We start from the raw sequence: 24,792 nt of genomic DNA, 5'->3' as shown, positions 1-24,792 counted from the left end.
GATGGTCTCCCTTAATGGTCAGGCTTCGTCGCCGGGCGTGCCGAAGCGGATGCGGAAGCGCCGGTTCTCTTTGCCCTTCTTCTCGATTTTGGCGATATGGATCCGGCCGACTTCCTGAGTCTCGGAGACATGTGTGCCGCCGCAGGGTTGGCTGTCAATCGAGGAGTTCTCGCCGATGCAGACGAGGCTGACGCGCCCGAGCCCCATCGGCGGGCGCACGTTCTTCGATTTGACGATGTCGGGATTGGCCGTAAGCTCCTCGTCGGTGATCCATTGGAGATAGACCGGATGATTCTGCTCGACCAGTTCCATCAGTTTGGTCGTCACCTCGTCCTTGTCGATCGTTTCGGCCATGTCGAAGTCGACGCGGCTCTCCTCCTCGCCGACGGCAGCCCCGGTGATCGGATAGGAGCAGACGACGGAAAGCAGGTGGCAGGCGGTGTGCATGCGCATCAGCCTGTAGCGGCGCGGCCAGTCGACATGCAACACCAGCGTCTCGCCGACCGCAGGCCGCGGCTCGTTTTCGAGCGGCACATGGATGATGATATCTTTGCTTGGACCATGCTTCGTCTGACTGAGCGCGATCTTGCTGCCGTCGGCACGTTCGAGCTGGCCGGTGTCACCAGGCTGGCCACCTGATGTCGCATAGAAGCAGGTCTGGTCCAGTTCGATGCCCCCGTCTTCGTGAACGGCGGTGACGACCGCCTCGCACGTCGAGAGATAGAAGTCGTCACGATAGAGGGCATTGACCGGCATGGGTTTTCACACGGGTTCGTAGGGAACGTGGATTTCGGGCGACTTGGCCATCCAGCCCGGAACGGGCAGCCCCTTCGAGGTAAGGAAATCCGGGTTGAAGAGCTTAGACTGATAGCGGTTGCCGTAATCGCAGAGGATCGTCACCACCGTGTGACCAGGTCCAAGATCCCGGGCGAGATTGACCGCGCCGGCAATGTTGATCGCTGTCGAGCCGCCAAGGCAGAGGCCCTCGTTCTCGACGAGGTCGAAGAGATAGGGAAGCGCTTCGGCATCCGAGATCCGATAAGCATAGTCAGGCGTGAAACCCTCGAGATTGGCGGTGATGCGGCCCTGGCCAATGCCCTCGGTGATCGAGGATCCCTCGGATTTCAGCGCGCCGTTCTGGTAGAATTCATAGAGAGCGGCGCCATCGGGATCGGCGATGCCGATCTTGACGTCAGATTTGAAAGCCTTGAGGCCGGTAGCCACGCCTGCCAGCGTGCCGCCGGAGCCGACCGAGCAGATGAAGCCGTCGACCTTACCGTCGGTGTCTTTCCAGATTTCCTTGGCGGTCGTTTCGATATGCGCCTGACGGTTGGCGACGTTGTCGAACTGGTTTGCCCAGATCGCCCCGTTCGGCTCGGTCTTCGCCAGCTGCTCTGCGAGCCGCCCGGACACCTTCACGTAGTTGTTCGGGTTCTTGTAGGCAACGGCGGGCACTTCGACGAGTTCGGCGCCGAGCAGCTTCAGCGCGTCTTTCTTTTCCTGGCTCTGCGTTTCCGGGATGACGATGACGGTGCGATAACCGAGCGCCTTGGCGACCAGCGTCAGCCCGATGCCGGTATTGCCGGCTGTACCCTCGACGATGACGCCGCCTGGACGAAGCAATCCCTTCCGCTCTGCGTCGCGGATGATGTAGAGCGCGGCGCGATCCTTCACCGACTGGCCGGGGTTCAGGAACTCCGCCTTGCCGAGAATGGTGCAGCCGGTCACCTCTGAGGCGCCCTTGAGTTTGATCAGGGGCGTGTTGCCGATGGCTTCAAGGACGGAGGGGTGGAAGGTCATGGAATCTGCCTCTATTCGAACTCTTACTTTAAGAACGGTCTTTTCCCTTCACAAGGCTGAGTTGGCAAGAAAAGCTATTCCACACCTCTGTCGGACGCGATAAAATTTGGCTTTCCTCCCCAAAATGACTATGGCCCCGCAATCCCGCCGTGTGCGGGGTGATCCGAAGATTGACTTTCCCCGTACGGATGACGACAAAGCGAAAACGGAGCGCGGCAACAGGGCGTGACCGAAACCGAGATGGTTCACGAGCAGATCGACACGATCGATGCATTGATGGCGCATTATGTCGCCGGCTCCTTGCCTGAGCCGGCGCGTGTGCTGGTGCAGTCTCATCTCGAAATGAAACCGGACAATCGCAACCTGGTAAACAGCCTCGAGCTGCTGGCAGGCGAAGCTCTGGAAAACGCGCCTGAAGTCGCCATTGCCGATCGCGACGGGCGGCTTGCGGCGATCTTTTCCTCTGCATCTCCCGTCCCGGCGGCGCAGACGGCCACGCGACCGGAAAATGCGCTGTTTCCTCAAGCGTTGCGTGCTCTCTTGGGCTTCGAGGCCGAGGATGTGCCCTGGCGCCGGCGATTGCCCGGTTTCAGGGAATATTCGCTCGACATGGACGGCTGCGAGGTCAGCCTGATGTGGATCCGGCCGGGCCGCGCCTTGCCGGCGCACACCCATAAAGGCATGGAACTGATCCTCATCCTCGACGGCGCCTTCAACGATGAACGCGGCCGTTTCGGTCCCGGCGACATCTCCATTGCCGACGAGACGGTCGACCACCGGCCGGTCGCCGAAAAGGATAGGCCTTGCATCGCCTTTGCCGTTTCGGACGGGCCGGTCAAGCTCACCGGATCCTTTCGTCAGATGATCGGCGACCTGATCGGCTGAAAGCAGCCACAATGGTGTGATAGAGCCCTAAATCCGGGAGGAGCAGAGAAACTTCCGGACCTGTATTCGTGTTGATCAGGCGGCCCGGAGGAACATGTCATGCGTGATTTCATTGCCCATCCCGAACATGGAATCGTCTGGATTTCAGGCGCGAGTTCAGGCATTGGCCGGGCGCTTGCGTTAAAGCTCGCCGCCGAAGGATACAAGGTCGCCGTCACCGCCAGAAGTCACGAAAAGCTGGTGGAGCTGCAGACCGAAGCCCGCGGCCTTTCCGGCAGCATTGTCGTTCTCGACGGCGACGTCACCGATGCAGAGGACATGGAACATGTCATGGCCTCCATCGAATATGAGCACGGGACGCTCGCCATGGCGATCCTCAATGCCGGCGTCTATCTGCCGGTCCACGCCGAAGACCTGAACCGCAGCGATTTCGAAAAGAGCTTTGCCGTCAATCTTTCCGGCGTCGTCAACTGTCTGTTGCCCGCGATCCGCCATATGAAGGCGAAAGGGCAGGGACAGATCGCCATCGTTTCCTCCGTCACCGGCTATGGCGGTCTGCCGACAGGGGCTGCCTATGGCGCCACCAAGGCGGCGCTGATCAATATGGCCGAAAGCCTGAAATTCGATCTCGACAAGATGGGCATCCGCATCCAGCTCGTCAGCCCGGGCTTCGTCGATACGCCGGCGACGAGGAAAAATGCCTTTCCGATGCCGGCCCTGGTATCGGTCGAGGAAGCCGCCCGGGAGATTGCTGCCGGATTGAAATCGCAGGCCTTCGAGATCACTTTCCCGAAGCGCTTCACCACCATGCTGAAGCTCGCGCGCCTGCTCCCTTATGGCGCTTATTTCACGCTGGTGAACCGCGTGACCGGCTGGCGGGAGCGGCCGCCATTGCCTGGTCACCATCCGGTGACGCCGCATGCGGCGGAATGATCAACGACGCGAAAACACGACCTGGCGCACATCGATATTGCGAGCGCGGAAGCCGGCCTCGCAATAGAACAGATAGAATTCCCAGAGCCGTTTGAAGCGCTCGTCGAAGCCCATCGGGCGAATGCGCTCCCAGACCGACCAGAAACGCTCGCGCCATTCGGCAAGCGTGCGGGCGTAGTCGAGCCCGAAGCCGAAGTCCTTGACCAGCGACAGATCGACCTTGCCGGCGAGTTCGGCCAGATGGTTGCGCGTCGGCAGCATGCCGCCTGGAAAGACATATTTCTGGATGAAGTCAGGGTTGCTGCGATACTGGTCGAAGGATTCCGGCCGGATGGTGATGATCTGCAGGCCAGCCTTGCCGCCCGGCTTTAGACATTGCCTGAGCTTGGAGAAATAGGACGGCCAGTATTTTTCGCCGACCGCTTCGAACATCTCGATCGAAACGATCCGGTCGTAGAGCCCTGCTTCATCGCGGTAATCCTGGAAGCGGAATTCCACGCGGTCATCAAGGCCGGCCTTGTGGATGCGCTCCTCGGCAAAGGCAAGCTGCTCGCGGCTGATCGTCAGCCCTGTCACCTTGCACTTCAGCTCGCTTGCGGCAAATTCGGCAAAACCGCCCCAGCCGCAGCCGATCTCCAGCACATGGTCGCCGGGCCCGATGCCGGTCGCCTCGGCAAGCGCCCGGTATTTGGCGTTCTGGGCCGATTGCAGATCGTTGGCGCCGGTGGAATAGAGTGCTGAGGAATAGGTCATGCTCGGATCGAGCCATTCCCTGTAGAAATCGTTGCCGAGATCGTAGTGGGCGGAAATGTTGCGCTTCGAGCCCGTTTTGGTATTGGTGTTCATCCAATGGCGGACGCGCTCGAAGAGGCGGCCAAGACCGCCCTTGCCATGCGCATAGCTGAACGCGGCCTCGCCATTGACGAGGAAGAGTTCGAGGAAGGCGGCGATGTCCGGGCTGTCCCAATCGCCGTCCATATAGGTTTCGGCGACCCCGATCGTGCCGCTCGTCAGCGCCCGATAGGCAAGGTTCCAGTTGTGGAGGCTGAGCGCCGCCTTTGGCCCGGCCTTCTTGCCCTCGACCAGCAGCCTGCGGCCGTCGGGAAGGGTAACGGCAAGCGAACCGTGCTGCATGTGCAGAAGTCCGCGCAGCGCCAGCTTTGCTTTGAAGGGCAGACCCTTCACCATGCGGGACATGTTTTCGGCCGTCAGCGTCACTGCATCACGAGCCAGCAGATTCCAGTCCTGCGCCTTGCTCATTTCTCCTCCTCCAGCATTTTCCTGCCGGTTAGGGACGAAGCACCCTTGATGATACGCGCGGCCGCCCCCCGGCCATTGCATCGAACGCTAATGTCATTCCGCCGCTTCCGCAAGCGGGCGGGGCTGGCGGACGCTGACTTCAGGCGGGGGCGCAGGACGCCGGACGTAGCGCGCGCCCTTCAGCCACAACTTCAACGCTTCCCAATGGATGCCGGCGATGATCTTGAAGGTGAGGCAGGGGATGCGCGCCGTCAACCCCAGCAGCAAGGCGCTGGTCAACGGCACCTGTCGTCCGGAAAACGTCGCCGAGAGCAGCGGTCCTTCATTATCGGTTTCAAGGATGCGCCAGCGGATTTCGGCGCCGGGCGGCAGCATGCGGAAATGATAGCTCGCCGCCATGCCGATGAAGGGTGAGACGTGGAAGAGCTTGTCGCAGCTCTGGCGAAGCCCGCTTTCCGACATCTCGCCACGGCCGACGGGGCAGATATAGCTGTGCCGCTCCCCGAAAGTATTGCGCACCTCGTAGATCATCGCGACGACTGCGCCACCGGCATCATAGGCGTGATAGACTGAGAGCGGATTGAAGACATAGCCGAGAATTCGGGGATAACAGACGAGCAGGATCCTGTCCGCGCGGTCGAGCCCCGCCTTGGCGAGCAGCCGGTCGGCATAGGCACGAAGTGATGTGTCTCTGGTATCGGCATGGTCCCTCTCGTAAAACGAGATGAGATTGGGCCTATTGACGGAAAACAGCACCGATAACTCGCCGGCCTCGTCCAGTCTGTCGAGATCGACAAGCAGCGAGAAGACACGGTAACGGAAGCGATGGCCGAACGGTTTCATGCGTTGATGCATGATCTCGCCGACATAGAGTGCTGCGGCGGCATCCGGTGGAGCGCCGTTGGCCGCCGCATTCATGCCACGCCTTTTTTTGCCGCGTCCTGTCATGCCGCCACGTCCGGTTGAGGTTCCGAGGTTCGGGCAATCCGCCAGGGTATGATCCCGCCCAAGGCCTCTGCCGCAGCCAGACCGGAAACGAGGCCATCTTCATGGAAACCGTACCCCGTCCAGGCACCTGCGAAATGGCAATGGTTCTCTCCCTGAATGACGGCGAGCGCCTGTTGTGCGGCCATGGCGTCCGCCGAGAATTGCGGATGCTCGTAGGTGAATTCGGCAAACACTTTGCAACGTTCCGGCTCGCGGTCGGGATTGAGGGTCACGAATAGCGGGAATTTATCGTCGATGCCCTGCAGCCGGTTCATCCAGTAAGTCACGGCGACTTCGGCCTTTCCATCTTCACGGCTTGAACGGAGATAGTTCCACGAGGCCCAAACCCTGCGCCGCTGCGGCATCAGCGATTGGTCGCGGTGCAGGACGACGCGGTTCGGCTGATAGGGGATGGCGGCGAGCAGCCTGCTTTCCCGATCGGTGGCATCGGCGAGCAGGCGGGTTGTCTGATCGCTGTGGCAGGCGAAAATCACCTTATCGAACGGGTGTTCGATCCCCGTCTCGTCGATGATCGTGACGCCGCGCTCGGAGCGGATGACGCTGCGCACGCCGCACGAAAGTTTCACGCGTTCGCCGAGCGGCCGCAGCAGCCGGTCGAGATAGGTGCGGCTGCCGCCGGTCACTGTGCGCCACTGGTGCTGTCGGCGATAGATCAGCCGGTGATTGTCGAAGAAATTGACGAAATGCTCGGCGGGAAACTGCAGCATGCGGGTTGATGGTGTCGACCAGATCGCCGCCGCCATCGGCACGAGATAGTTGTTGGTGAATCCGGGCGAGAAGCCGCGCCAGTCGAGATAATCGCCGATCGAGCGCGAGGCGAGATGGCCGGCGGCGCGATCTTCGAGGCAGCTGCGATTGAAGCGCAGGATCTCGCGGATCATCCAGAGAAACGATGGCCGCAGCAGGTTGCGCTTTTGCGCAAAGATCGAGGATAGCCCGCCGCCGCTCCATTCCAGCCTGCCGCGATCGAGCGAGAGCGAAAAGCTCATATCGCTTGCGTGTGTCGCGATGCCGAGCTCGGCAAACAGCGCCGTCAGGTTGGGGTAATTCTGTTCGTTATAGACGATGAAGCCGGTATCGACCGCAATTTGAACCCCGTCGTAATCGACGTCGACCGTCGCTGTATGGCCTCCGGCCCGTGCTTGGCTCTCATAAAGCGTAACGTCGTGCACCTGACACAGCGCCCAGGCTGCGGAGGCGCCCGAGATGCCGGAGCCGATGACGGCGATCTTCAGCCGGCGGGGAGCTGGACGGAAGTGCGCGTTCATGCGGCATCCCTCGTGGCATTGTAGGCGGCGAGCGCCCGGTTGCGGGCGAGTGCGTGATCGACGATCGGTTTCGGATAGGTCTGGCCAAGCGCGATGCCGGCCTCGTCGAGCAGGCTCCTCGGCGCCTCGAACGGCCGGTGGATGTATTTTGCCCCGAGCTCTCGAAGCTCCGGCACATAGCTCCTGACATAGTTGCCGTCGGGATCGAATTTTTCACCCTGCAGCACCGGATTGAAGATGCGGAAAAACGGCGAGGCGTCAGCTCCCGAGCCCGCCACCCATTGCCAGCTTGCCGCATTGTTGGCGGGATCGGCATCGACAAGCGTATCCCGGAACCAGGCTTCGCCCCGGCGCCAGTCGATCATCAGATCCTTGATGAGGAAGGAGGCGACGATCATGCGCACGCGATTGTGCATCCAGCCATGGCGCCAGAGCTGGCGCATGCCGGCATCAATGATCGGATAGCCGGTCATGCCGCGGCGCCACGCCCTGAAATCGTCGTCGTCGTTGCGCCATTCGAAGCCGTCGAAACGCTCGTTCCAGTTGTTCGAGGCAAGACGCGGGAAGTGGAAAAGCAGGTGATAGGAGAATTCGCGCCAGGCGATCTCCTTGCGAAAATGCACGACATCGGCCGCTGCCACCCGTTTCGACAGGCCGCGTGTGGCAGCCCAGATGCGGGCAGGGGAGATCTCGCCGAACGCCAGGTGTGGCGACAGCATCGACGTCGCGGGTCTCGCAGGATAGTCTCGGTTTTCCTTGTAGCCGTCGAGCGCGTCTTCGATGAAGGCACGCAGCTTCTCATGCGCGCCCTCTTCGCCGGGTGTCCAGAGATCGGTAAAATCGCCCGCCCAGTCCGGTTTCGTCGGGAGCAGCTTCCAGCTCTCCAGCGCTTCTGATTTCGGAAGTTGCGACGCAAGCCGCAGTTTTGCCGGCGCCTCCAGCGGCGGCTCCGGTTCGCCGCCGCCCTCCAGCGCGCGCCAGAATGGCGTGTAGACGCGATAGGGCGTGCCGTTGCCGGTCATCAGCCGGGAAGGTTCGTGCAGCAACTGGCCCGCAAAGCTTCTTGCCTCGATCGCCTGCTTTTCCAATTCGTGCTTGATACGGACGTCGATGGAGATGCCGGCTGGATCGTAGCGCCGGTTCCAAAAGACGGCTTCGGCCCCGCTCTCCCTGCTGAAGGCGCGGAGCACTTCGAGCGCCTCGCCGCTTGCCAGCACCAGCCGACTTCTCCGCTTGCGCAGCGATCTGTCGAGCGCTTCCAGCGAATGATGCAGCCACCAGGCCTGCGCAGCGCCCAGCGGACCGGTGCCTGCTGCCTCCGGCTCGCTTATATGGAGGGGGATGATAGGACGCCCGGAGCGATAGGCGGCATCGAGAGCCCGGTTGTCGTCAAGGCGCAAGTCCTTGCGAAACCAGAGGATAACAGGTTTTGCGGTGTCCTTTGCCAATGAAGCCGTTCCGTTCGTGTTCTTTTCAATCTGCTACGGATGTACGGAGCGCGCGGATCAAAAGTTTCATCCGGCGGAAAAGCTTTTCATAGCCTTCGCGACATTAAAAAAGGCCGGCGTGAACCGGCCTTTTGTGAGAGCGGCAGTCTGTCGGTTAGTTGTCGTATTCGCGGCAGGCTTCGCTGATCGATGCGCCGCTCTGGCCACCGCGCGTGTCGACGCCGGACATCTGTTGCGGCATGCCGGGGCATTCCATCGTCCTCGGCTGGCTGATGCTCTGTGTCGTCGTCGGATCGACCGGCGAGACAGGTACCGGACGAATGCCGTTGTCATCGTTGGTGTAGTCGGATGAATAGGTACCCGAATTCGGATCAGTCGAGCCGCCATTCGTCGGCCCGATTGGATCGGGGTTCGACTGGGCAAAGGCTGACGATGCCATGCCGATCGCAAGCAGCGAAGCGGCGATAAGGGACTTAGACATGGGATATCCTCCCTGGATTTTCATCTTGGATGACCCAGGGGTAACTGGATGATGGAATCATTGTTCCGAAATTTGCCGAAAACATGCATTCAAGCCTCGCTGCGTACCCGGCATGGTTATGCGTAAACCTTAACGGGCGATGTCGCTGGATCGGCGCCGGCGCATGTCCTACTTGCATGCGGAGATACTAAAAAACCGTGGCATGAGGCCGCTATGTTCATCTCCTTTCGCGAAGCCGCAGATCTCGGTCTCCAGATCGCACTTGTGCTCACCCTAACGATGAGTGGCATGGCGGTCGCCTCCTACGCCGTCAGGAATGACAAGGCTAAAATTTCCGCAATCGACGTCAGCCGTCCCTCGCTCTGGACCGCCGCACCGATGCGCGTCGATCCGGCTACGCAAGCCTACCTGCGCGCCGATGCTTCGGCCGCACTGGAACTCGCCGATGGTGCCGATGACCTCTGCCACGACCCGATTGGCCTCCGGCTTTCCTGCGACTTGATCGTCACCTCGGGTACGGCGGCCTTCTAGGCGAAGGCGTTTGGAAGGCGTCACCGCCATCCTCCCGAAAGCTTGCAAAACGCCATGATTTGCCGTTTCATCGAGACAGCGACCACCGTTCGACTCTTTCCCTGAAGGATTCAGCCTTTTGTCTATGCCGATGCCCCGCGGCTTCGAGAAGCCCTATGCCGCCTTCCTGTTCGATATGGACGGCACCATCCTCAATTCGATCCATGCGGCCGAGCGTGCATGGAGTGACTGGGCAAGGCGCCATGGGCTCGATGTCGCCACGTTTTTGCCGAAGATGCATGGATCGCGCGGCATTGACACGATCACCCGGCTGAACTTGCCCGGCGTCGATCCCGAACATGAATCAAGACTTGTGACCGAGGCTGAAATCGCCGATGTCAGCGATGTCGTTGCCATTCCCGGCGCCGCGACCTTTCTGAGTTCATTGCCCCCGGATCGCTGGGCGATCGTCACCTCCTCGCCGTTGCGCCTTGCTCACCGGCGACTGGAGGCAGCAGGCTTGCCGGTGCCGAGATTTATGGTGACGGCTGAGGACGTCAAGGTCGGAAAACCCGACCCGCAATGTTATATTCTCGGAGCCGAGCGCCTCGGCGTCAGCACCCAGGATTGCCTGGTGTTCGAGGATGTCGCAGCCGGCATCACCGCCGGCGAGGCGGCGGGTGCCGATGTCATGGTCATCACGGCAACACATCACCACAAGATGGAGACGCCGCACCCGACTCTCTCATCCTATGACGAGGTCTCGGTCCGCATCGCCGCCGAACACAGGATGCTGATCGTCCCGAACAGGGCCTGACAATGCTCCGGCTGCGTCCTGCTTGCTTTTGTACGTCTCATTCCGCGGCTGCGGCAAGACAGCGATCGATGATCCTGCCGATTTCGCTGCGGCAGGAGCCGCAATTGGTTCCAGCGCTCGTTTCCTTGCCGACCGCCTCGACGCCGTGACATCCGCCGCGCACGGCAGCAGCGATCTGGTTGACCCCGACACTGAAGCAGGAGCAGACGGTTGCGCCCGGATCCGGCCTGCCGGCGCCGGGACGGCCTGCAACGAGCGCAAAGCGTTTCCTGAGGTCGCCATGCGAGGCTGAAAGCTGCGAGATCGCCCAGTTGCGTGCGACGGCGACGGGCTCGCGGGCGAGAAACAGCGCGGCAAGCAAGACCTCGCCATCGAAGAAGGCGAGCCTCAGGTCGCCGGATTGCCGGTCGGCATAACCAAGCGGTTCGATCTCTGCCGGAATGGCGAAAACCGCGCGGCACCAGGCCGTCCAGTCTTCGACGTTTTCGCCGAAAGCAAGCTCCAGCCGCCAGCCGCCGGCGGCTTTTGCCAGTGCCCAATAGGCGGCGTCAGGCGTGGCGGGCTTTGTGGCGGAGACGGCGAAACCGTAATGGGTGGCGCGAAACGGCCGGACGGCGACGGCAACGTTCTTCGATGCCGGCTGACCGGAAACAGGATCGGTGATCGGTGCGACCACGGCGTCGATCCGCGCTCTTGCGGCGAACTGGTCGTTCCAGTGCATCGGCGCAAAGATGCCGCCGCGTGCCTGGCGATCGGTGACCAGCGCCCTGACGATTGCCTTGCCGTGTGGGCTGTCGATTTCGACGAGGCCCGCGCTTGATATACCGGTCTCGATCGCGTCGCGCGGATGGATTTCCGCAAAAGGTTCGGCGATATGGGCAGAAAGCCGCGCGCTTTTTCCGGTTCGCGTCATCGTGTGCCACTGGTCGCGGATGCGCCCGGTATTCAGCGTGAAGGGGTACTCGGCATTGGTGCGATCGGTTGCGGGCGGTTTGACCGCGACGAAGCGCGCCTTGCCATCGGGATGGAAGAAACCGCCCTCGGCAAAGAAGCGGGTGACGCTGGGTGCGGTCCCTGCGGCGTGCGGCCACTGAAAGGGCGACAGCTCCTCATAGGCGCCGCCGCTCATGCCGGCGCGCGCGCCGATGTCGAAATCGCGGCTGCCGTTATTTTCGAAGGCCGAAAGCGCCGCATGCTCCGCAAAGATTGCGTCCGGCGCATCAAAATCGAAGGCGCCAGCAAATCCCATGCGGCGTCCGACCTCTGCAAGCTGCCACCAGTCCGCCCTCGCATCGCCGGGAATGTCGAGAAACGGCCGTTGCCTTGAAATGCGCCGTTCGGAATTGGTGACGGTGCCATCCTTCTCGCCCCAGCCGAGCGAGGGCAGAAGCACATCTGCGTGCCGGGTCGTGTCCGTCTCTTTGAGGATGTCCGACACGACGACGAAGGGACAGGCGGCGATCGCGCTTTCGACGCTGTCGGCATCCGGCATCGAGACGACGGGATTGGTCGCCATGATCCAGAGCGCCTTGATGCGCCCGTCGGCCACGGCGTGGAACATGTCGACTGCCTTCAGGCCGGGCTTTGCGGCGATGACGGGCGAGTTCCAGAAGCGCTGCACGCGATCCCGATCGTCGGCATTCTCGATCGCCATATGGGCGGCAAGCATATTGGCGAGACCGCCGACCTCGCGCCCGCCCATGGCGTTCGGCTGGCCGGTCAGCGAGAACGGTCCCATGCCGGGACGGCCAATGCGACCGGTCGCCAGGTGGCAGTTGAGGATTGCATTCACCTTGTCGGAGCCGGAGGAGGATTGGTTGACGCCCTGGCTGTAGCAGGTCACGACCTTCGGCGTCGTCTCGAACAGGCGGAAGAACTCCCTGATCTGCATGGCCGGCAGGCCAGTCCGCTCCAGGAGATCGTTGATATCAAGCGCGGCGGCAGCCGCAAAAGCTTCGGCGAAACCTTCGGTATGGGCGCCGATGTAATTCTGGTCGATTGCCGGACTTGTCGCGAGATGCGCAAGCAGTCCCATGAACAGCGCGACGTCGCCGTCCGGACGGATGGCGAGGTGCAGGTCGGCGATGTCGCAGGTCATCGTCCGGCGCGGATCGATGACGACGATCCGCATGTTTGGCCGCGCCGTCTTTGCGGCGGCAAGCCGCTGGTAGATGACGGGATGACACCAGGCAAGATTGGAGCCGGTCAGGATCACCAGATCCGCAAGCTCGATATCCTCATAGGTCCCAGGCACCGTATCGGCGCCGAAGGCGCGGCGATGCCCCGCCACGGAGGAGGACATGCAGAGCCTTGAATTGGTGTCGATATTGCCGGAACCGATGAAGCCCTTCATCAGCTTGTTGGCAACGTAGTAATCCTCGGTCAGCAACTGGCCCGAGACGTAGAAGGCAACCGAATCCGGCCCGTGTTCGGCGATCGTTTCAGAAAAACGCCGGGCGACCAGATCAAGCGCCTCGTCCCAGTCGCTCCGTTCGCCTGCGATCTCGGGGTGGAGAAGCCGGCCATCGAGGTCGATGGTTTCGGCAAGGGCAGAACCCTTCGAGCAGAGCCGCCCGAAATTCGCCGGATGCTCGGGATCTCCTTTGACGCTGACTGCGCCTGCCTCGTCGATCGTGGCCAGAACGCCGCAGCCGACGCCGCAATAGGGACAGGTGGTTTTGACCTCAGCCGCCATCTATTCCGCCGCCATCATCAGGCTTTCCAAGGCGATGAATAGCCGGCCGTCTTCGTTCAGCACCGGTATCGTCCGGACCTCGCCTTCGTCGGCGCCGAGCGCCCTGCCTGTTTCCAGCGAGATCACCCAGTTGTGCAGCGGGCAGGTGACTGACTTGGCGTGGACGATGCCCTGGGAGAGCGGGCCGCCCTTGTGCGGGCAGTGATCCTCGATGGCGAAGACCTCGTTTTCGGCCGTGCGGAAGACGGCAATCTTGCCCTGCGGCGTCTTCACGCAGCGCGCACCGCGTAGCGGGATATCGGAGATGTCACCGATTGCGATCCAGTTCATATCCATCTCCTTACTCTGCAGCCTGCGGATAGCCGATCGTCGCCATCGGCTTGAACTCGTGCTTGTCCTTGCCGGAGACACGCTCCGACCAGGGATCGACCTGGGCAAATTTTTGGCTGAAGACGAAGCGTTCGTAATAGGCTTCGCGCTTTTCGGCATCGCCCATGATCTGGCGGCGGATTTCCTCCAGGCCGACGCGCTTGGCCCACTTGTAGATCCGCTCGAGATAGCGGGCCTGCTCGCGGTACATCTGCGTCAGTGCCACGATATGCTCCAGCGCCTCGTCCTCGGTCCGGACAAGCCCAAGGACCTCCGTGCCCTTGATGTCGAGACCGGCTGCACCGGCGAAATGGATCTCGAAACCGGAATCCACGCAGATCACGCCGATGTCCTTGCAGGTTGCTTCCGCGCAGTTGCGCGGGCAGCCGGACACGGCCATCTTCAGTTTGGCCGGCGTCCAGGAGCCCCACATGAACCTCTCGATGCGGATGCCGAGACCGGTGGAATCCTGCGTGCCGAAGCGACACCAGTCAGAGCCGACGCAGGTCTTCACCGTGCGCAGACCCTTGGCATAGGCCTGGCCGGAGACGAAGCCGGCCTTGCCGAGATCGGCCCAGACGGCGGGCAGGTCTTCCTTCTCGATGCCGAGCAGATCGATGCGCTGGCCGCCGGTGACCTTTACCATCGGGATTTCGAACTTATCGACGACATCGGCGATGGCGCGCAGCTCGTTCGCATTGGTGACGCCACCCCACATCCGCGGAACGACGGAGTAGGTGCCGTCCTTCTGGATGTTGGCGTGCACGCGCTCATTGATGAAGCGCGACTGGTAGTCGTCGGCATATTCGTCGGGCCAATCGCAGACCAGGTAGTAGTTGAGCGCCGGCCGACATTTGGCGCAGCCGCAGGAAGTCTTCCATTCGAGCTCCTGCATGACGGCAGGGATGCTCTTCAACCCCTTCGCCTTGATCAAGCGGCGGACATCGTCATGGCCGAGTTCGGTGCAGGTGCACATCGGCTGGACCGCAGCCGGGTTGTAGCTGTCGCCGAGCGTCAGTGCCATGAGTTGTTCGACGAGGCCGGTGCAGGAGCCGCACGAGGCGGATGCCTTCGTATGGGCGCGCACGTCGTCGAGCGACGTCAGCCCTTTGCCCGAAATCGTCGAGGTGATTTTGCCCTTGCATACGCCGTTGCAGCCACAGATCTCCGCGTCATCCGGCAAGGCTGCAACGGCCGCCATAGGGTCCAGCGGCGACCCTCCCTGATAGGCCTGTCCGAAGATCAGCGTCTCGCGCATCTCCGAAATATCGGTTGCCTTCTTCTTCAGGTCATTGAACCAGGCACCATCGGCGGTCTCACCGTAAAGCACGGTGCCGATGATCTTGTTGTCCTTCAGCACCAGGCGCTTGTAGACGCCGGCGCTGGCATCGCGCAGCACGATCTCCTCGCGGTCGTCGCCGTCGGCGAAGTCGCCGAGTGAATAAAGCTCGATGCCGGTGACCTTGAGCTTGGTCGGCGTATCCGCGTGAACAAAGGCGGGCGAGCGATCGCCGGAGAGATGCGCGGCGGCGATGCGGGCCATTTCATAGAGTGGCGCAACAAGGCCATAGACCATGCCGCCGACCTCGGCACATTCGCCGAGCGCGAGAATGTCGCCATCCGAGGTCTGCATGCCGGCATCGACGACGATGCCGCGATTGACTGCAATGCCGGCGTCCTTCGCCAGGCCGACACTCGGGCGAATGCCGACGGCCATGACGACCAGCGTTGCCGGGATGATGCGGCCGTCGTCAAGCTCGATGCCCTCGACCTTGCCGTTGCCGACGATCGCCTTGGTATTGGCCTTGCAGATGACCTTGATGCCGCGTTCCTCGACCGCCTTCTGCAGCAGGTAGCCGGCGGCGGGGTCGAGCTGGCGTTCCATCAGCGTCGGCATGACGTGCAATACGGTGACGTCCATGCCGCGCTGGGCAAGGCCGGCTGCCGCTTCCAGGCCAAGCAGACCGCCGCCGATGACGACAGCCTTTTCGCGCGATTGAGCGGCAAGCAGCATCGCCTGCACGTCATCGAGATCGCGATAGGTGATGACGCCGGGCAGGTCCTTGCCGGGAACGGGAATGATGAAGGGCACGGAACCGGTTGCGATCACCAGCTTGTCGTAGCTTTCGGTGACGCCGTGGTCGGAGGTGACGGTCTTGGCGGCGCGATCGATGTTGACGATCTTGTGGCCCTTGTAGAGCATGATGCCATGCTTGATATACCAGCCGTCGCCGTGAATGATGATCTGTTCGTAGTCCTTTTCTCCTGAGAGAACCGGCGACAGCATGATGCGGTCGTAATTGACGCGCGGCTCGGCATTGAAGATCGTAACTTCATAGCGACCCGGCGCCTGCTCGAAGAGGTGCTCCAGCATGCGCCCGGGCGCCATGCCATTGCCGATGATGACAAGTTTTTCGGTCATATTTCCAGGTCCTTGATCAGGTTGCAGCCAGGGGCGCCGAGTGCCCTTGGCGCGACAGTTGCTTGACGGACAGGTGCATCCAGATGAGAGAGATCACGACGATCGCGAAGAGCAGCAGGAAACAGCTGGACCAGAGGCCGGTTATGTCCTTGAGGAGGCCAAAGGCGATCGGAAGGATGAAGCCGCCAAGGCCGCCCATCATCCCGACGATGCCGCCGACTGCGCCTACGTTTTCTGGGTAGTAGGCCGGAATGTGCTTGTAGACGGCAGCTTTGCCGAGGCTCATGAAGAACCCGAGCACGAAGATGACGACGATGAAGATGACGGGGGTGATACCGAAGGCCGGACCTGTCCCGGCCCCAGAAGCAGCCGGCAGCGAAAGGATGAGGGTGGCCACGGCCGATACGGCAAGCATCGTATACATCACGCTGCGCGCGCCCTTCTTGTCCGACAGCACGCCACCGAAGGCGCGGAAGATGCTGCCCGGGATGGAGTAGGCGGCCGCGATCATGCCGGCGGTTTCCAGGTGGAAGCCGTAGACGCCGACCAGATAGCGCGGCAGCCACAGCGACAGGGCGACGAAACCGCCGAAGGCGAAGAAATAGTAAAGCGAGAAGCGCCAGACCTGAACGTTCTGCAGCGGCGCGAATTCCTCGGCAAAACTCTTGGTGGCGACGCGGCGTTCGCGGCGGAGACGGTAGGCCGGATCATCGGTCGTGGTGAACCAGAAGACGATTGCCATCAGTGCCAGACAGACGGCCCAGATCTCGGCAACCGCCTGCCAGCCCCATGCGAGCAACACGAAAGGCGCCGCGAATTTGGTCACAGCCGCGCCGACATTGCCGGCACCGAAGATGCCGAGCGCGGTTCCCTGCTTCTCAGCCGGGAAGAAAGGCGAGACATAGGCGACACCGACCGCGAAGGAGCCGCCGGCGAGGCCGACGCCAAGGCCGGCGATCAACATCTGCGTATAAGTCTGGGCGTAGGAGAGCAGGAAGGTCGCCAATGCGGCGGCCAGCATGGTGAGCGTGTAAACGAGACGGCCACCGTAGCGCCCCGTCCAGATGCCAAGGACGATGCGCACGAGCGAGCCGGTCAGCACGGGGGTGCCGACCAGCAATCCGAACTCGGCCTCGTTCAGCCCGAGATCCTGCTTGATGCGAATGCCGATGATCGCGAAGATCGTCCACACGGCAAAACAGAGGGTGAAGGCTACAGTGGAGATCCACAATGCTTTGGCTGGTTCGCCGGCCGACATGGGATGTGCTTTCTCGATGACAGACATAACTTCTCCGGGGCCCGACAAGGTCGTGCCGATCCATCGCTGAGGGTTAAAACAAAAAGCCGCTGGTCAGGACGCGCATACACGAGGTGCGCGAAATATCCTGATCAGCGGCTTTGCTGGTGGCGCCCGCCGTTGGACGCCGAATTCTTGGGCCTTCTAGCCCTGTTGCCTAGAAGCAATCCGTATGCCGGCTTGCTCAAGCTTAGATTACATCTTCGATCTGAAGGGTAACCTCTGTGTCTCCTATGAGCGCCTATCGCGCGCTCATTCTGCGCTGATCGCCATTGACCGGTGCAATAATGACAATGCAAACCGCGTGCCAGTTTGTTGTCACTTGTACAAGCCCTTGAATATAAATCATATTATTCAAAAATCTGACGGATGCATGTTTTTCAGGCCGCCATCAGTCGTGCAAATCTTTTGTGCGCTTGTTGTGAGGCAGGCAGATCCTTGCTGGCGTTTTGTGCAGGCCGGCGTCAATCAGGCCTCGTCGTCGGACATGAAGGGCAGGGCGCTTTTAACGGCAAAGCCTGCGACATAATCAGGCAACCTAGCCGGGTCGAAGACGTGGCCGTCCATGAAGCGGTCGCCCTCGTCGCCGCCTTCGATGCGGATATCGGCATCGTCGGGTGCGTTGCCGTCGCCGAGAGCCGTCCGGTAGAGATCCGGGCGGTAGGCGGATGCGGCGGCCCTTGCCATGTTAAGGCTGACCTCGGCCTGTCCCCAGCGGATCATCTGGCTGTAAATCCAGAGCGCATGGCTTGGCCGGGGATAATTGGCGAAGCCGGAATGGAACATGAAATAATCGGTGATGATGCGGCGGTTACCTTTTGCGTCGAGGCTGAATTCGCCGGCGAGCACACGGCGAATAATCTCGACGGGGGCAGCGATATAGCGCGGGTCGGCTAGAGCTGCCGCCAGCGCGTCGTGATTTTCCGGCCGGTCGCACCAGCGGGCTGCCGCGTCGAGGGCCACGATCAGCCGGGAAACGGTTTCCGGATGGCTTTCCGCCCAGTCCGGCCGCATGCCGATTACCTTTTCCGGTGCCGACGGCCAGATATCCTGTTTGGCGGCGACGATGCGGCCGACGCCGCGCTCTGAAGCGACCATGTTCCACGGCGCGCCGACGCAGAAACCGTCAATCGCACCGGCTGCCAGCGCATCCGAAGTCATGGGCGGTGGCACCACGACAAGCCTGACGTCCTTGTCGGGGTCGATGCCGCCGGCCGCCAGCCAGTAGCGGAATTCGTAATTGTGCGAGGAGAAGGGATAGGTGACCCCGAAAGTCGGCAGCGGCTCGCCGCGGGCCTTCATTGCCGCCAATGTTTTTGCCAGGGCGCGGGCATTGTCGAGCGCGCTTGCCGTTTCCGGCAATCCCGCGTCATTCCGCATCCTGTCGAAGAACCGCGTCGACAGCGTGATCGCATTGCCGCCGCGCCCCAGCGAAAATGGCGTGATCGTCGGTGAGGGATTGGAGCCGAGGCCGAGCATGGAGGCGACGGGCATCGGCGACAGCATGTGGGCAATGTCGAACTGGCGGAATGCCAGGCGGTCACGCACATTCGCCCAGGAGACGTCCTTGACGAGATCGAGCGTCAGGCCTTCCTTCCGCGCGAAGCCGAATTCTGCGGCGGCAATCAGCACCGATGCATCGACGAGCGGAATGAAACCGGCCCGCAGCACTTTCGGTCCTTCGTTGTTCACCCGCACGGGCGAGGGCAGCTCGCCGCCGGAGTTGGAGGTCGTTGTCATCATATCCACTCCGGTTTCCTCCGGAAATTCATCAGGTCGGCCATTACATCAACAGCCCAGCGGCAGTGACGACGCTCTGGGCGATTTCCGACATCTTCTTCTTTTCGTTCATCGCTGTCTGGCGCAGCAGGGCGAAAGCCTCTTCCTCCGACAGGCCGCGCATCTTCATCAATATGCCCTTGGCGCGCTCGACCAGCTTGCGTTCCTCCAGCGCGGAGCGGGCATCGGCAAGCTCTCGCCGTAGCCGGTTGAAGGCATTGAAGCGGCTGACGGCCATGTCGAGGATCGGTTTGACGCGTTCCTTCTTCAATCCGTCGACGATATAGGCCGAGACGCCCGCATCGACGGCAGCCTCGATCGAGGCCGTGTCGGAGCGATCGACGAACATGGCGATCGGGCGGCTGACCGTGCGCGTCAGCTGGAACAGATGCTCCATCATGTCGCGGTTGGGATTCTCGATATCGATGATGATCACGTCGGGCATCAGCGTTTCGATGATTCGCGCGATGCCGTTGACCTCGTGGACCACGGTGACGCGCACATGCCCTGCCTCGCGCAGTCCTTCTTCGATGATGGAGGCGCGTATGGCATTTTCGTCGATCACCAGAATTGTCAGATCGAGATGCGTCATTGTCTATTCATGACGCACTGCAGCAATTTTGGCAAGGCGTTCGCCTGAAAAGTGTGCACAAATAGGTGTGCGCAAAAAATAATCAAATTGCCGCACTTTCGGGCTGGATCAATACGCCACGTCGGCAAGGTCTTCAGGGCTGCGGTATTTCGGATGTGAAATGCGGAACATCATAGCCGCGCTTGACCTGTGGCCGCGCCGCAAGCCTGAGATACCATCGTTTGACGTTCGGGAATGCATTCAGGTCGATCTCGTGGCGCTTAAAACGGGATACCCAAGGCCAGACCGCCATGTCGGCGATGGAATAATCGTCGACGAGATAGTCGCGGCCTTCGAGCCGCGCGTTCAGCGTCTCGTAGAGGCGGCGGGTGTCCCTGCGAAAGAGATCCTCCGCGAATGGCGCTTCGCCGCTGTTGTAGGTCAGGAAATAATGGGCGTTGCCGAGCGTCGGCCCGAAGCCGCCCATCTGCCACATCAGCCATTCGATCGTGTGATGCCGGGCGGCACCCTGCCGGGGCAGGAAGCGGCCGGTCTTTTCGCCGAGGTAGAGCAGGATGGCGCCGGATTCGGCAAGCGTAATGCCGGTCTCGTGATCGATGATAACAGGAATCTTGCCGCCCGGATTGATGACGAGATAGTCCTGCAGGAATTGATCTCCCTTGGTGATATCGATCGCATGGGAGCGATAGGGAAGGCCGAACTCCTCGAGCGCGATCGAAACCTTCAGGCCGTTCGGCGTAATCCAGGTATAGAGGTCGATCATCCCAGGTTCAATCGAACATCATTTCGTCGACCGGCAGCTTCGTCATTCCGAAGCGCCCGGTGACGTCGTCGAGGCCAGAGAACATGTCCCGCAGAGTTTGCACGATCGTCTCGACGCGCGGATCGAGGACGCGATAGACGATTGCCTTGCCGTCGCGGCGTCCTTCGATCACACCGGCCTCGCGAAGCTCGCTCAACTGCTGGGAAAGCGTCGGCTGGCGGATACCGAGTTCGTCCTCCATCGCCGAGACCGAGGCTTCCGTCTCCATGAGATAGCAGACGATCGCCAGGCGGTTGGCATTGGCGATCAGCTTCAGCAATTCGCTGGCTGCGCCGACATCGCGGCAGACTCTTGAGGAAACGGGCTTCGTCAACGGTGTCGTCCTTGAAGGTTCTATAAAAAAGTAAAGTGACGGCGCCGAATTTTCAACTCCTGCTCACTCACTTCGCTCGATCTGGTAAAAGATTTCATTGCCTATCGATTTTATGGGATTTGAAAGCCGATTTCCCCTTGCCGACGACAATCACTTCCTCGCAATCAATATATAAAAAAGTAAATTGAATGCCATCAGCCACGTAGCGGTCGGACAGAATGAAAATTGGCGTTCATCCCAACAATCTGCATCTTCGCCTCGCGCGGCTCTGGCCCGGCGCCTTCGTCGATCTGCAGCCAACATTCATCTCTTATGCCGAGGGCCGTGATACCGCGGCACTGCTGGAAAGTGGCGACATCGATCTCGGCGGCACTGGCTCGACACCGCCGATCGAGGCGGATATGCGCGGGCTCGGCGTCGAATATATTGCTGCCTCCGCGCCGCGCCCGGCCAACGGCGCTATCTTCGTCAGGAGCGACAGTCCGATCGGCTCCGTCGCTGAGTTGAAAGACCGCCGGATCTCGCTGATCGACGGTTCGTTTCACACTTATTTGCTGGCCCGTAGCCTCGAAGGTGAGGGGATGAGCCTGCCCGATGTCGAGCGGGTCGAAAGCGGCGCGCGCGACTCGCTCGCCGATCTGCTCGAAGGGCGTGTCGATGCCTGGGTCGCCATGTCGCCGCGTCTCGAAAAGGCGCTGGAGCGCGACGACGTCAGGTTGATCGCTCGCTGCGGCGCGGCCATTCCCAACCGTTCTTTGTTCTGGACATTGGAGCGGAACGGCCTTTCGGCGGCGGAAATTCGGGCGATCGTCTCCGAACTCAGCCGGATCGGCGTCGAGATCGCTGCCGATCCGCGTGCCGCCGCCCGGCTTCTTGCATCTGGCGACCGCGGCGGATCTGGCGACCGCGACGGAACGGATATCGATGCCTGGGAAAAGGTGGTGCACTCGCGCGACTTCACCGTCTTTCCGATCGACGACGAGATCATTGCCGAACAACAGGAAGAGGCCGATACGCTGCTGCGCCACGGCCATTTCGACAAGGCCATCGTGCTGAAACGCCCGGAAACGACGAGATAACGAAGGAATCAGGCGATGAACGTTTTCTGGTACATGTGCGCGCCCGACGGCGAGTATCCCTGGCAGCCGGAAGGCTCACGTCAAGTCGACTACGGCTATTACAAGCAGCTTGCCCAGGCCTATGACCATCTGGGTTACACCGGCGCGCTGTTTGCGACCGGCGCCCATGATGTCTGGGTGCTGGCGAGTGCGCTGCTTGCCCACACCGAGCGGCTGCGTTTTCTGGTTGCCATCCATCCCGGCCTCGTCGCACCGACATTGCTTGCCAAGATGGCGGCGACCTTTCAGGAATTCGCCCGCGGCCGGCTGCTGATCAATGTCGTTTCCGGCGACGCCAAGATGCTCGGCGCCTATGGCATGACGCTGCCGCATGACGAGCGCTATGACATGGCGGACGAATATCTGCAGCTCTGGCACCGGCTCTTTGCCGGCGAGAGCGTCACCCATCAGGGCAAGTATTTCTCGACCGACGGCGCCAAGCTCGCCTTGCCGGTCGGCGAGAGCATCGCACCGCCGCCGCTCTGGTTCGGCGGCTCCTCGGATAAGGCGCTTGAAGTCGCGGCAAGACATGTGGACACCTATCTCTCCTGGGGCGAGACGCCCGCCCAGATCGGCGAGAAGGTCGAGGCGGTGAAGGCGCGTGCCACCCAATACGGGCGTGAACTGGAATATGGCATCCGCCTCTATGTCATCGTTCGCGACACCGACGAAAAGGCCTGGGAAGCGGCGGCCGATCTCTATGGCCGCATGGACGATGCGGCGATCACTGCCAACCAGCGCTTTGTCGCAAGAAGCGATTCCGTCGGCCAGCAGCGCATGACAGCCTTGCACGGCGGCCTCAAGCCGGAAAATCTGCGCGATCTCGAAGTTGCACCGAACCTCTGGGCCGGCATCGGCCTGGTGAGGCCCGGCCCCGGCACGGCGATCGTCGGTTCGCCGGATACGGTTCTGCGCACGCTCGAAGCCTATCAAAAGGCTGGTGTCGATACTTTCATTCTTTCTGGCATGCCGCTGCTTGAGGAAGCCTATCGTTTCGGCGAAAAGGTGCTGCCGCGGCTCGATGTCAGCAGGGAGGTCTCGAAGGCGCGGAACTACACCTGGTCGACGCTCTTCGATCGCGATCTTTCGACCGTCAAGAATGCCTGATCCTCTCGCCAGAAGGTAAGTGTTGTGGCCACGAGTGAATTTCATCCGATCGAACAGGCTGCTCCGGACAGCGGGGTGGCAGCGCGCCTGCTGCGGGTGATCGAAGCGGTTCTCGGCATTGCGGCGGCACTCGTTCTCGCCGTGCTGCTCTTGATGGTGCTCGTCACAGTCTGCCTGCGCTATTTCTTCAGCGCCGGCTTCATCGGTGCCGAGGATCTCGGCATCTGGCTGCATGTGGGCCTGATCGCGCTCGGCGCGCCGCTCAGCCTCAACAGCGCGCTTGCCATGCGCCTCGACGTCTTCGTCAAGATCCTGCCGGAAAACCTGCAGAAGGTGACGCGGATCGGCGCCGATGTTTTCACCGTGCTTTCTGCGCTGATCCTGAGTTTTGGCGGCAGCGAGATCATGACGATGCTCGGCGGCGTCTCGCCGACGCTCGGCGTGCCGGAATGGATCCGCTTCGGTTTCCTCGGCGCCGGCGGCGCGCTGATCCTCGTCGTGCTGCTTCTGCAGCGCATTGCCGAAGGCAAGCTCCTGCCGGTTGCTCTCTCGCTTGCCGTGGGGGTCGCGCTCTATGCCGGTATCCCGCATGTCGCGCTCGATCTCGACTGGCCGCCGAGCATCTTCCTCGGACTTATTGCGGCAATCGGTCTCCTGCTTGCTGCGCCGCTGCCGCACGCCTTTCTTGCCGCAGCCTATGTCGTCATCGCCTTCGGCAGCAGCCTGCCGGAGCCGGCGATCGTTTCCGCGACCGTCACCGGCATCTCGAAATTCCTGCTGCTCGCCATTCCCTTCTTCCTGCTTGCCGGCGGCCTGCTGACGGCCTCCGGCGTCGCCAACCAGCTCGTGCGCTTCGCCGCCGCCATGGTCGGCCATCGCCGGGCAGGGCTGGCGCAGACGACGCTCTTGACCAGCGTCCTTTTTTCAGGCGCCTCCGGCTCGTCGGTCGCAAATGCCGCTTTCGGCGCGTCGACCTTCCAGCCCGAACTGGTCAAACACGGCTATCGGCCGGCGCAGGCGGCGGCGATCATCGCCTCGACATCGGTTCTCGACAACGTCATCCCGCCGTCGATCGCATTTCTCATCCTTGCGACGGCGACCAATCTTTCCGTCGGCTCGCTGCTCGTCGGCGGTTTCTTTGCCGGCGGGCTGATGGCCATATGCCTGGCAATCGCCATCCATCTGACGGTCAGCGAACAGGTGCCTTTGCCGCGCGCAAACGCGAGACAGCGCTGGCAGTCAGCGGTTCAGGCTATCCCAGCCTTCGGGCTCGGCATCATCGTCGTCGTCGGCATCCGCATTGGCATCGTCACGACCACGGAAGCGGCAGCGCTTGCTGCTTTCTACACGCTGCTGCTCGGCATCGGCGCGCGGCTCGGCATTCTCTCGCTCTATGCCGCCTTTCGCCAGGCAGCAGTTGAAGCGGCGGCAATCGGTCTCCTCATCGGCACGGCCGGCCCCTTTGCCTTCCTGCTGGCTGTCGACGACGTGTCCGGGCTGATCTCGCATCTGACGACGGCACTCGGCGGCAGCGCGCTTGCGGTCATCCTGCTGTCGAACGTCATCCTGCTGGTTGTCGGCCTTGTTCTCGATATCGGCGCTGCGATCCTGCTGTTCGGCCCGATCCTGCTGCCGGCAGCGGTTGCCGCCGGCATCGATCCCATTCAGTTCGGGGTGATCATCGTCGTCAACCTGATGATCCACGGACTGACGCCGCCGCTCGGCATGCTGATCTTCGTCGTCAGCGGCGTCACGCGCATTCCCGCCTCGGAGCTCTTTCGGGCGGTGGTTCCCTATCTGCTCGCTCTCCTGGTCTCGCTCGCAATCCTTTGCGCCTGGGCCATCATCTTCTCGTAAACAGGACAAC

General features: G+C 61.6%; 22 protein-coding genes. 7 read left to right on the top strand and 15 right to left on the bottom strand.

Annotated features, from left to right (window positions below; translation table 11 throughout):
* Positions 1-18: 18 nt before the first annotated feature.
* Positions 19-756: an alanyl-tRNA editing protein gene (locus MOV76_RS09425; RefSeq protein ID WP_247264396.1), complete on the bottom strand. Its 738-nt coding sequence runs from the start codon at positions 754-756 to the stop codon at positions 19-21.
* A 6-nt stretch (positions 757-762) separates the two neighbouring features.
* The gene (locus MOV76_RS09420; RefSeq protein ID WP_018445696.1) at positions 763-1,800 is read right to left on the bottom strand and encodes a cysteine synthase A; all 1,038 of its coding nucleotides are present in this window, start codon (positions 1,798-1,800) and stop codon (positions 763-765) included.
* A 225-nt stretch (positions 1,801-2,025) separates the two neighbouring features.
* Here MOV76_RS09420 and MOV76_RS09415 point away from each other — a divergent pair, with 225 nt between their 5' ends.
* On the top strand, positions 2,026-2,685 hold the full coding sequence (locus MOV76_RS09415; protein ID WP_247264395.1) for a ChrR family anti-sigma-E factor: 660 nt from the start codon (positions 2,026-2,028) through the stop codon (positions 2,683-2,685).
* A 99-nt stretch (positions 2,686-2,784) separates the two neighbouring features.
* Complete coding sequence (locus MOV76_RS09410; RefSeq protein WP_018241740.1) at positions 2,785-3,618, top strand: SDR family NAD(P)-dependent oxidoreductase; 834 nt, start codon at positions 2,785-2,787, stop codon at positions 3,616-3,618.
* On the opposite strand, the gene MOV76_RS09405 is transcribed toward MOV76_RS09410, so the two are convergent.
* The 5 genes from MOV76_RS09405 to MOV76_RS09385 form a co-directional block, all read right to left on the bottom strand.
* Positions 3,619-4,878, bottom strand: a complete 1,260-nt coding sequence (locus tag MOV76_RS09405) for a cyclopropane-fatty-acyl-phospholipid synthase family protein (RefSeq protein ID WP_018241741.1) — start codon at positions 4,876-4,878, stop codon at positions 3,619-3,621. It abuts the gene before it with no gap.
* Positions 4,879-4,971: 93 nt separating this feature from the next.
* Positions 4,972-5,826: a DUF1365 domain-containing protein gene (locus tag MOV76_RS09400; protein WP_247264394.1), complete on the bottom strand. Its 855-nt coding sequence runs from the start codon at positions 5,824-5,826 to the stop codon at positions 4,972-4,974.
* Positions 5,823-7,154 carry an NAD(P)/FAD-dependent oxidoreductase gene (locus MOV76_RS09395; RefSeq protein WP_247264393.1) on the bottom strand — a complete coding sequence of 444 codons (1,332 nt, stop codon included), beginning with the start codon at positions 7,152-7,154 and terminating at the stop codon, positions 5,823-5,825. Before MOV76_RS09395 ends, MOV76_RS09400 begins: the two co-directional genes overlap by 4 nt.
* Positions 7,151-8,602: a deoxyribodipyrimidine photo-lyase gene (locus MOV76_RS09390; RefSeq protein ID WP_247264392.1), complete on the bottom strand. Its 1,452-nt coding sequence runs from the start codon at positions 8,600-8,602 to the stop codon at positions 7,151-7,153. Before MOV76_RS09390 ends, MOV76_RS09395 begins: the two co-directional genes overlap by 4 nt.
* A gap of 154 nt (positions 8,603-8,756) precedes the next feature.
* Positions 8,757-9,083, bottom strand: a complete 327-nt coding sequence (locus tag MOV76_RS09385; protein WP_247264391.1) for a hypothetical protein — start codon at positions 9,081-9,083, stop codon at positions 8,757-8,759.
* 213 nt (positions 9,084-9,296) lie between these two features.
* Here MOV76_RS09385 and MOV76_RS09380 point away from each other — a divergent pair, with 213 nt between their 5' ends.
* Both MOV76_RS09380 and MOV76_RS09375 read left to right on the top strand, forming a co-directional pair.
* Complete coding sequence (locus MOV76_RS09380; protein WP_247264390.1) at positions 9,297-9,614, top strand: hypothetical protein; 318 nt, start codon at positions 9,297-9,299, stop codon at positions 9,612-9,614.
* Between the two features lie 118 nt (positions 9,615-9,732).
* A complete protein-coding gene (locus MOV76_RS09375; RefSeq protein WP_018241746.1) occupies positions 9,733-10,410 on the top strand; it encodes an HAD family hydrolase in 678 nt (225 codons plus the stop codon).
* Positions 10,411-10,447: 37 nt separating this feature from the next.
* Here the strand turns inward: MOV76_RS09375 and MOV76_RS09370 are convergent, their stop codons facing one another.
* The 8 genes from MOV76_RS09370 to MOV76_RS09335 form a co-directional block, all read right to left on the bottom strand.
* A complete protein-coding gene (locus tag MOV76_RS09370) occupies positions 10,448-13,105 on the bottom strand; it encodes a nitrate reductase (RefSeq protein WP_247264389.1) in 2,658 nt (885 codons plus the stop codon).
* Positions 13,106-13,441 (bottom strand): nitrite reductase small subunit NirD, encoded by a 336-nt coding sequence (gene nirD / locus MOV76_RS09365; protein ID WP_018241748.1) that lies wholly within the window; start codon positions 13,439-13,441, stop codon positions 13,106-13,108.
* Between the two features lie 4 nt (positions 13,442-13,445).
* The gene (gene nirB, locus MOV76_RS09360) at positions 13,446-15,896 is read right to left on the bottom strand and encodes a nitrite reductase large subunit NirB (protein WP_028732147.1); all 2,451 of its coding nucleotides are present in this window, start codon (positions 15,894-15,896) and stop codon (positions 13,446-13,448) included.
* A gap of 16 nt (positions 15,897-15,912) precedes the next feature.
* The gene (locus MOV76_RS09355) at positions 15,913-17,181 is read right to left on the bottom strand and encodes a nitrate/nitrite transporter (protein WP_018241749.1); all 1,269 of its coding nucleotides are present in this window, start codon (positions 17,179-17,181) and stop codon (positions 15,913-15,915) included.
* Positions 17,182-17,661: 480 nt separating this feature from the next.
* Positions 17,662-18,942 (bottom strand): CmpA/NrtA family ABC transporter substrate-binding protein, encoded by a 1,281-nt coding sequence (locus MOV76_RS09350; protein ID WP_247264388.1) that lies wholly within the window; start codon positions 18,940-18,942, stop codon positions 17,662-17,664.
* A gap of 34 nt (positions 18,943-18,976) precedes the next feature.
* Positions 18,977-19,564: an ANTAR domain-containing response regulator gene (locus MOV76_RS09345; protein WP_018241751.1), complete on the bottom strand. Its 588-nt coding sequence runs from the start codon at positions 19,562-19,564 to the stop codon at positions 18,977-18,979.
* Positions 19,565-19,697: 133 nt separating this feature from the next.
* The gene (locus tag MOV76_RS09340) at positions 19,698-20,327 is read right to left on the bottom strand and encodes a glutathione S-transferase family protein (protein ID WP_247264387.1); all 630 of its coding nucleotides are present in this window, start codon (positions 20,325-20,327) and stop codon (positions 19,698-19,700) included.
* Between the two features lie 7 nt (positions 20,328-20,334).
* Positions 20,335-20,700 (bottom strand): helix-turn-helix transcriptional regulator, encoded by a 366-nt coding sequence (locus tag MOV76_RS09335; RefSeq protein ID WP_065276424.1) that lies wholly within the window; start codon positions 20,698-20,700, stop codon positions 20,335-20,337.
* A gap of 218 nt (positions 20,701-20,918) precedes the next feature.
* On the opposite strand from MOV76_RS09335, the gene MOV76_RS09330 reads away from it, so the two are divergent.
* The 3 genes from MOV76_RS09330 to MOV76_RS09320 are packed head-to-tail and all read left to right on the top strand — an operon-like array spanning position 20,919 to position 24,782.
* Complete coding sequence (locus MOV76_RS09330) at positions 20,919-21,779, top strand: ABC transporter substrate-binding protein (protein ID WP_182565846.1); 861 nt, start codon at positions 20,919-20,921, stop codon at positions 21,777-21,779.
* Positions 21,780-21,794: 15 nt separating this feature from the next.
* Positions 21,795-22,925, top strand: a complete 1,131-nt coding sequence (locus MOV76_RS09325) for an LLM class flavin-dependent oxidoreductase (RefSeq protein ID WP_182565845.1) — start codon at positions 21,795-21,797, stop codon at positions 22,923-22,925.
* Positions 22,926-22,949: 24 nt separating this feature from the next.
* Positions 22,950-24,782 (top strand): TRAP transporter large permease subunit, encoded by a 1,833-nt coding sequence (locus tag MOV76_RS09320; protein WP_247264386.1) that lies wholly within the window; start codon positions 22,950-22,952, stop codon positions 24,780-24,782.
* Positions 24,783-24,792 lie beyond the last annotated feature (10 nt).

It is taken from the genome of Rhizobium sp. PRIMUS64, from assembly GCF_023006465.1.
In the GTDB taxonomy this organism is placed as follows: Bacteria; Pseudomonadota; Alphaproteobacteria; order Rhizobiales; family Rhizobiaceae; genus Rhizobium; species Rhizobium leguminosarum.
The sequence above is the reverse complement of the archived record's forward strand: the minus strand, read 5'-3'. Positions and strand labels throughout refer to the sequence as shown.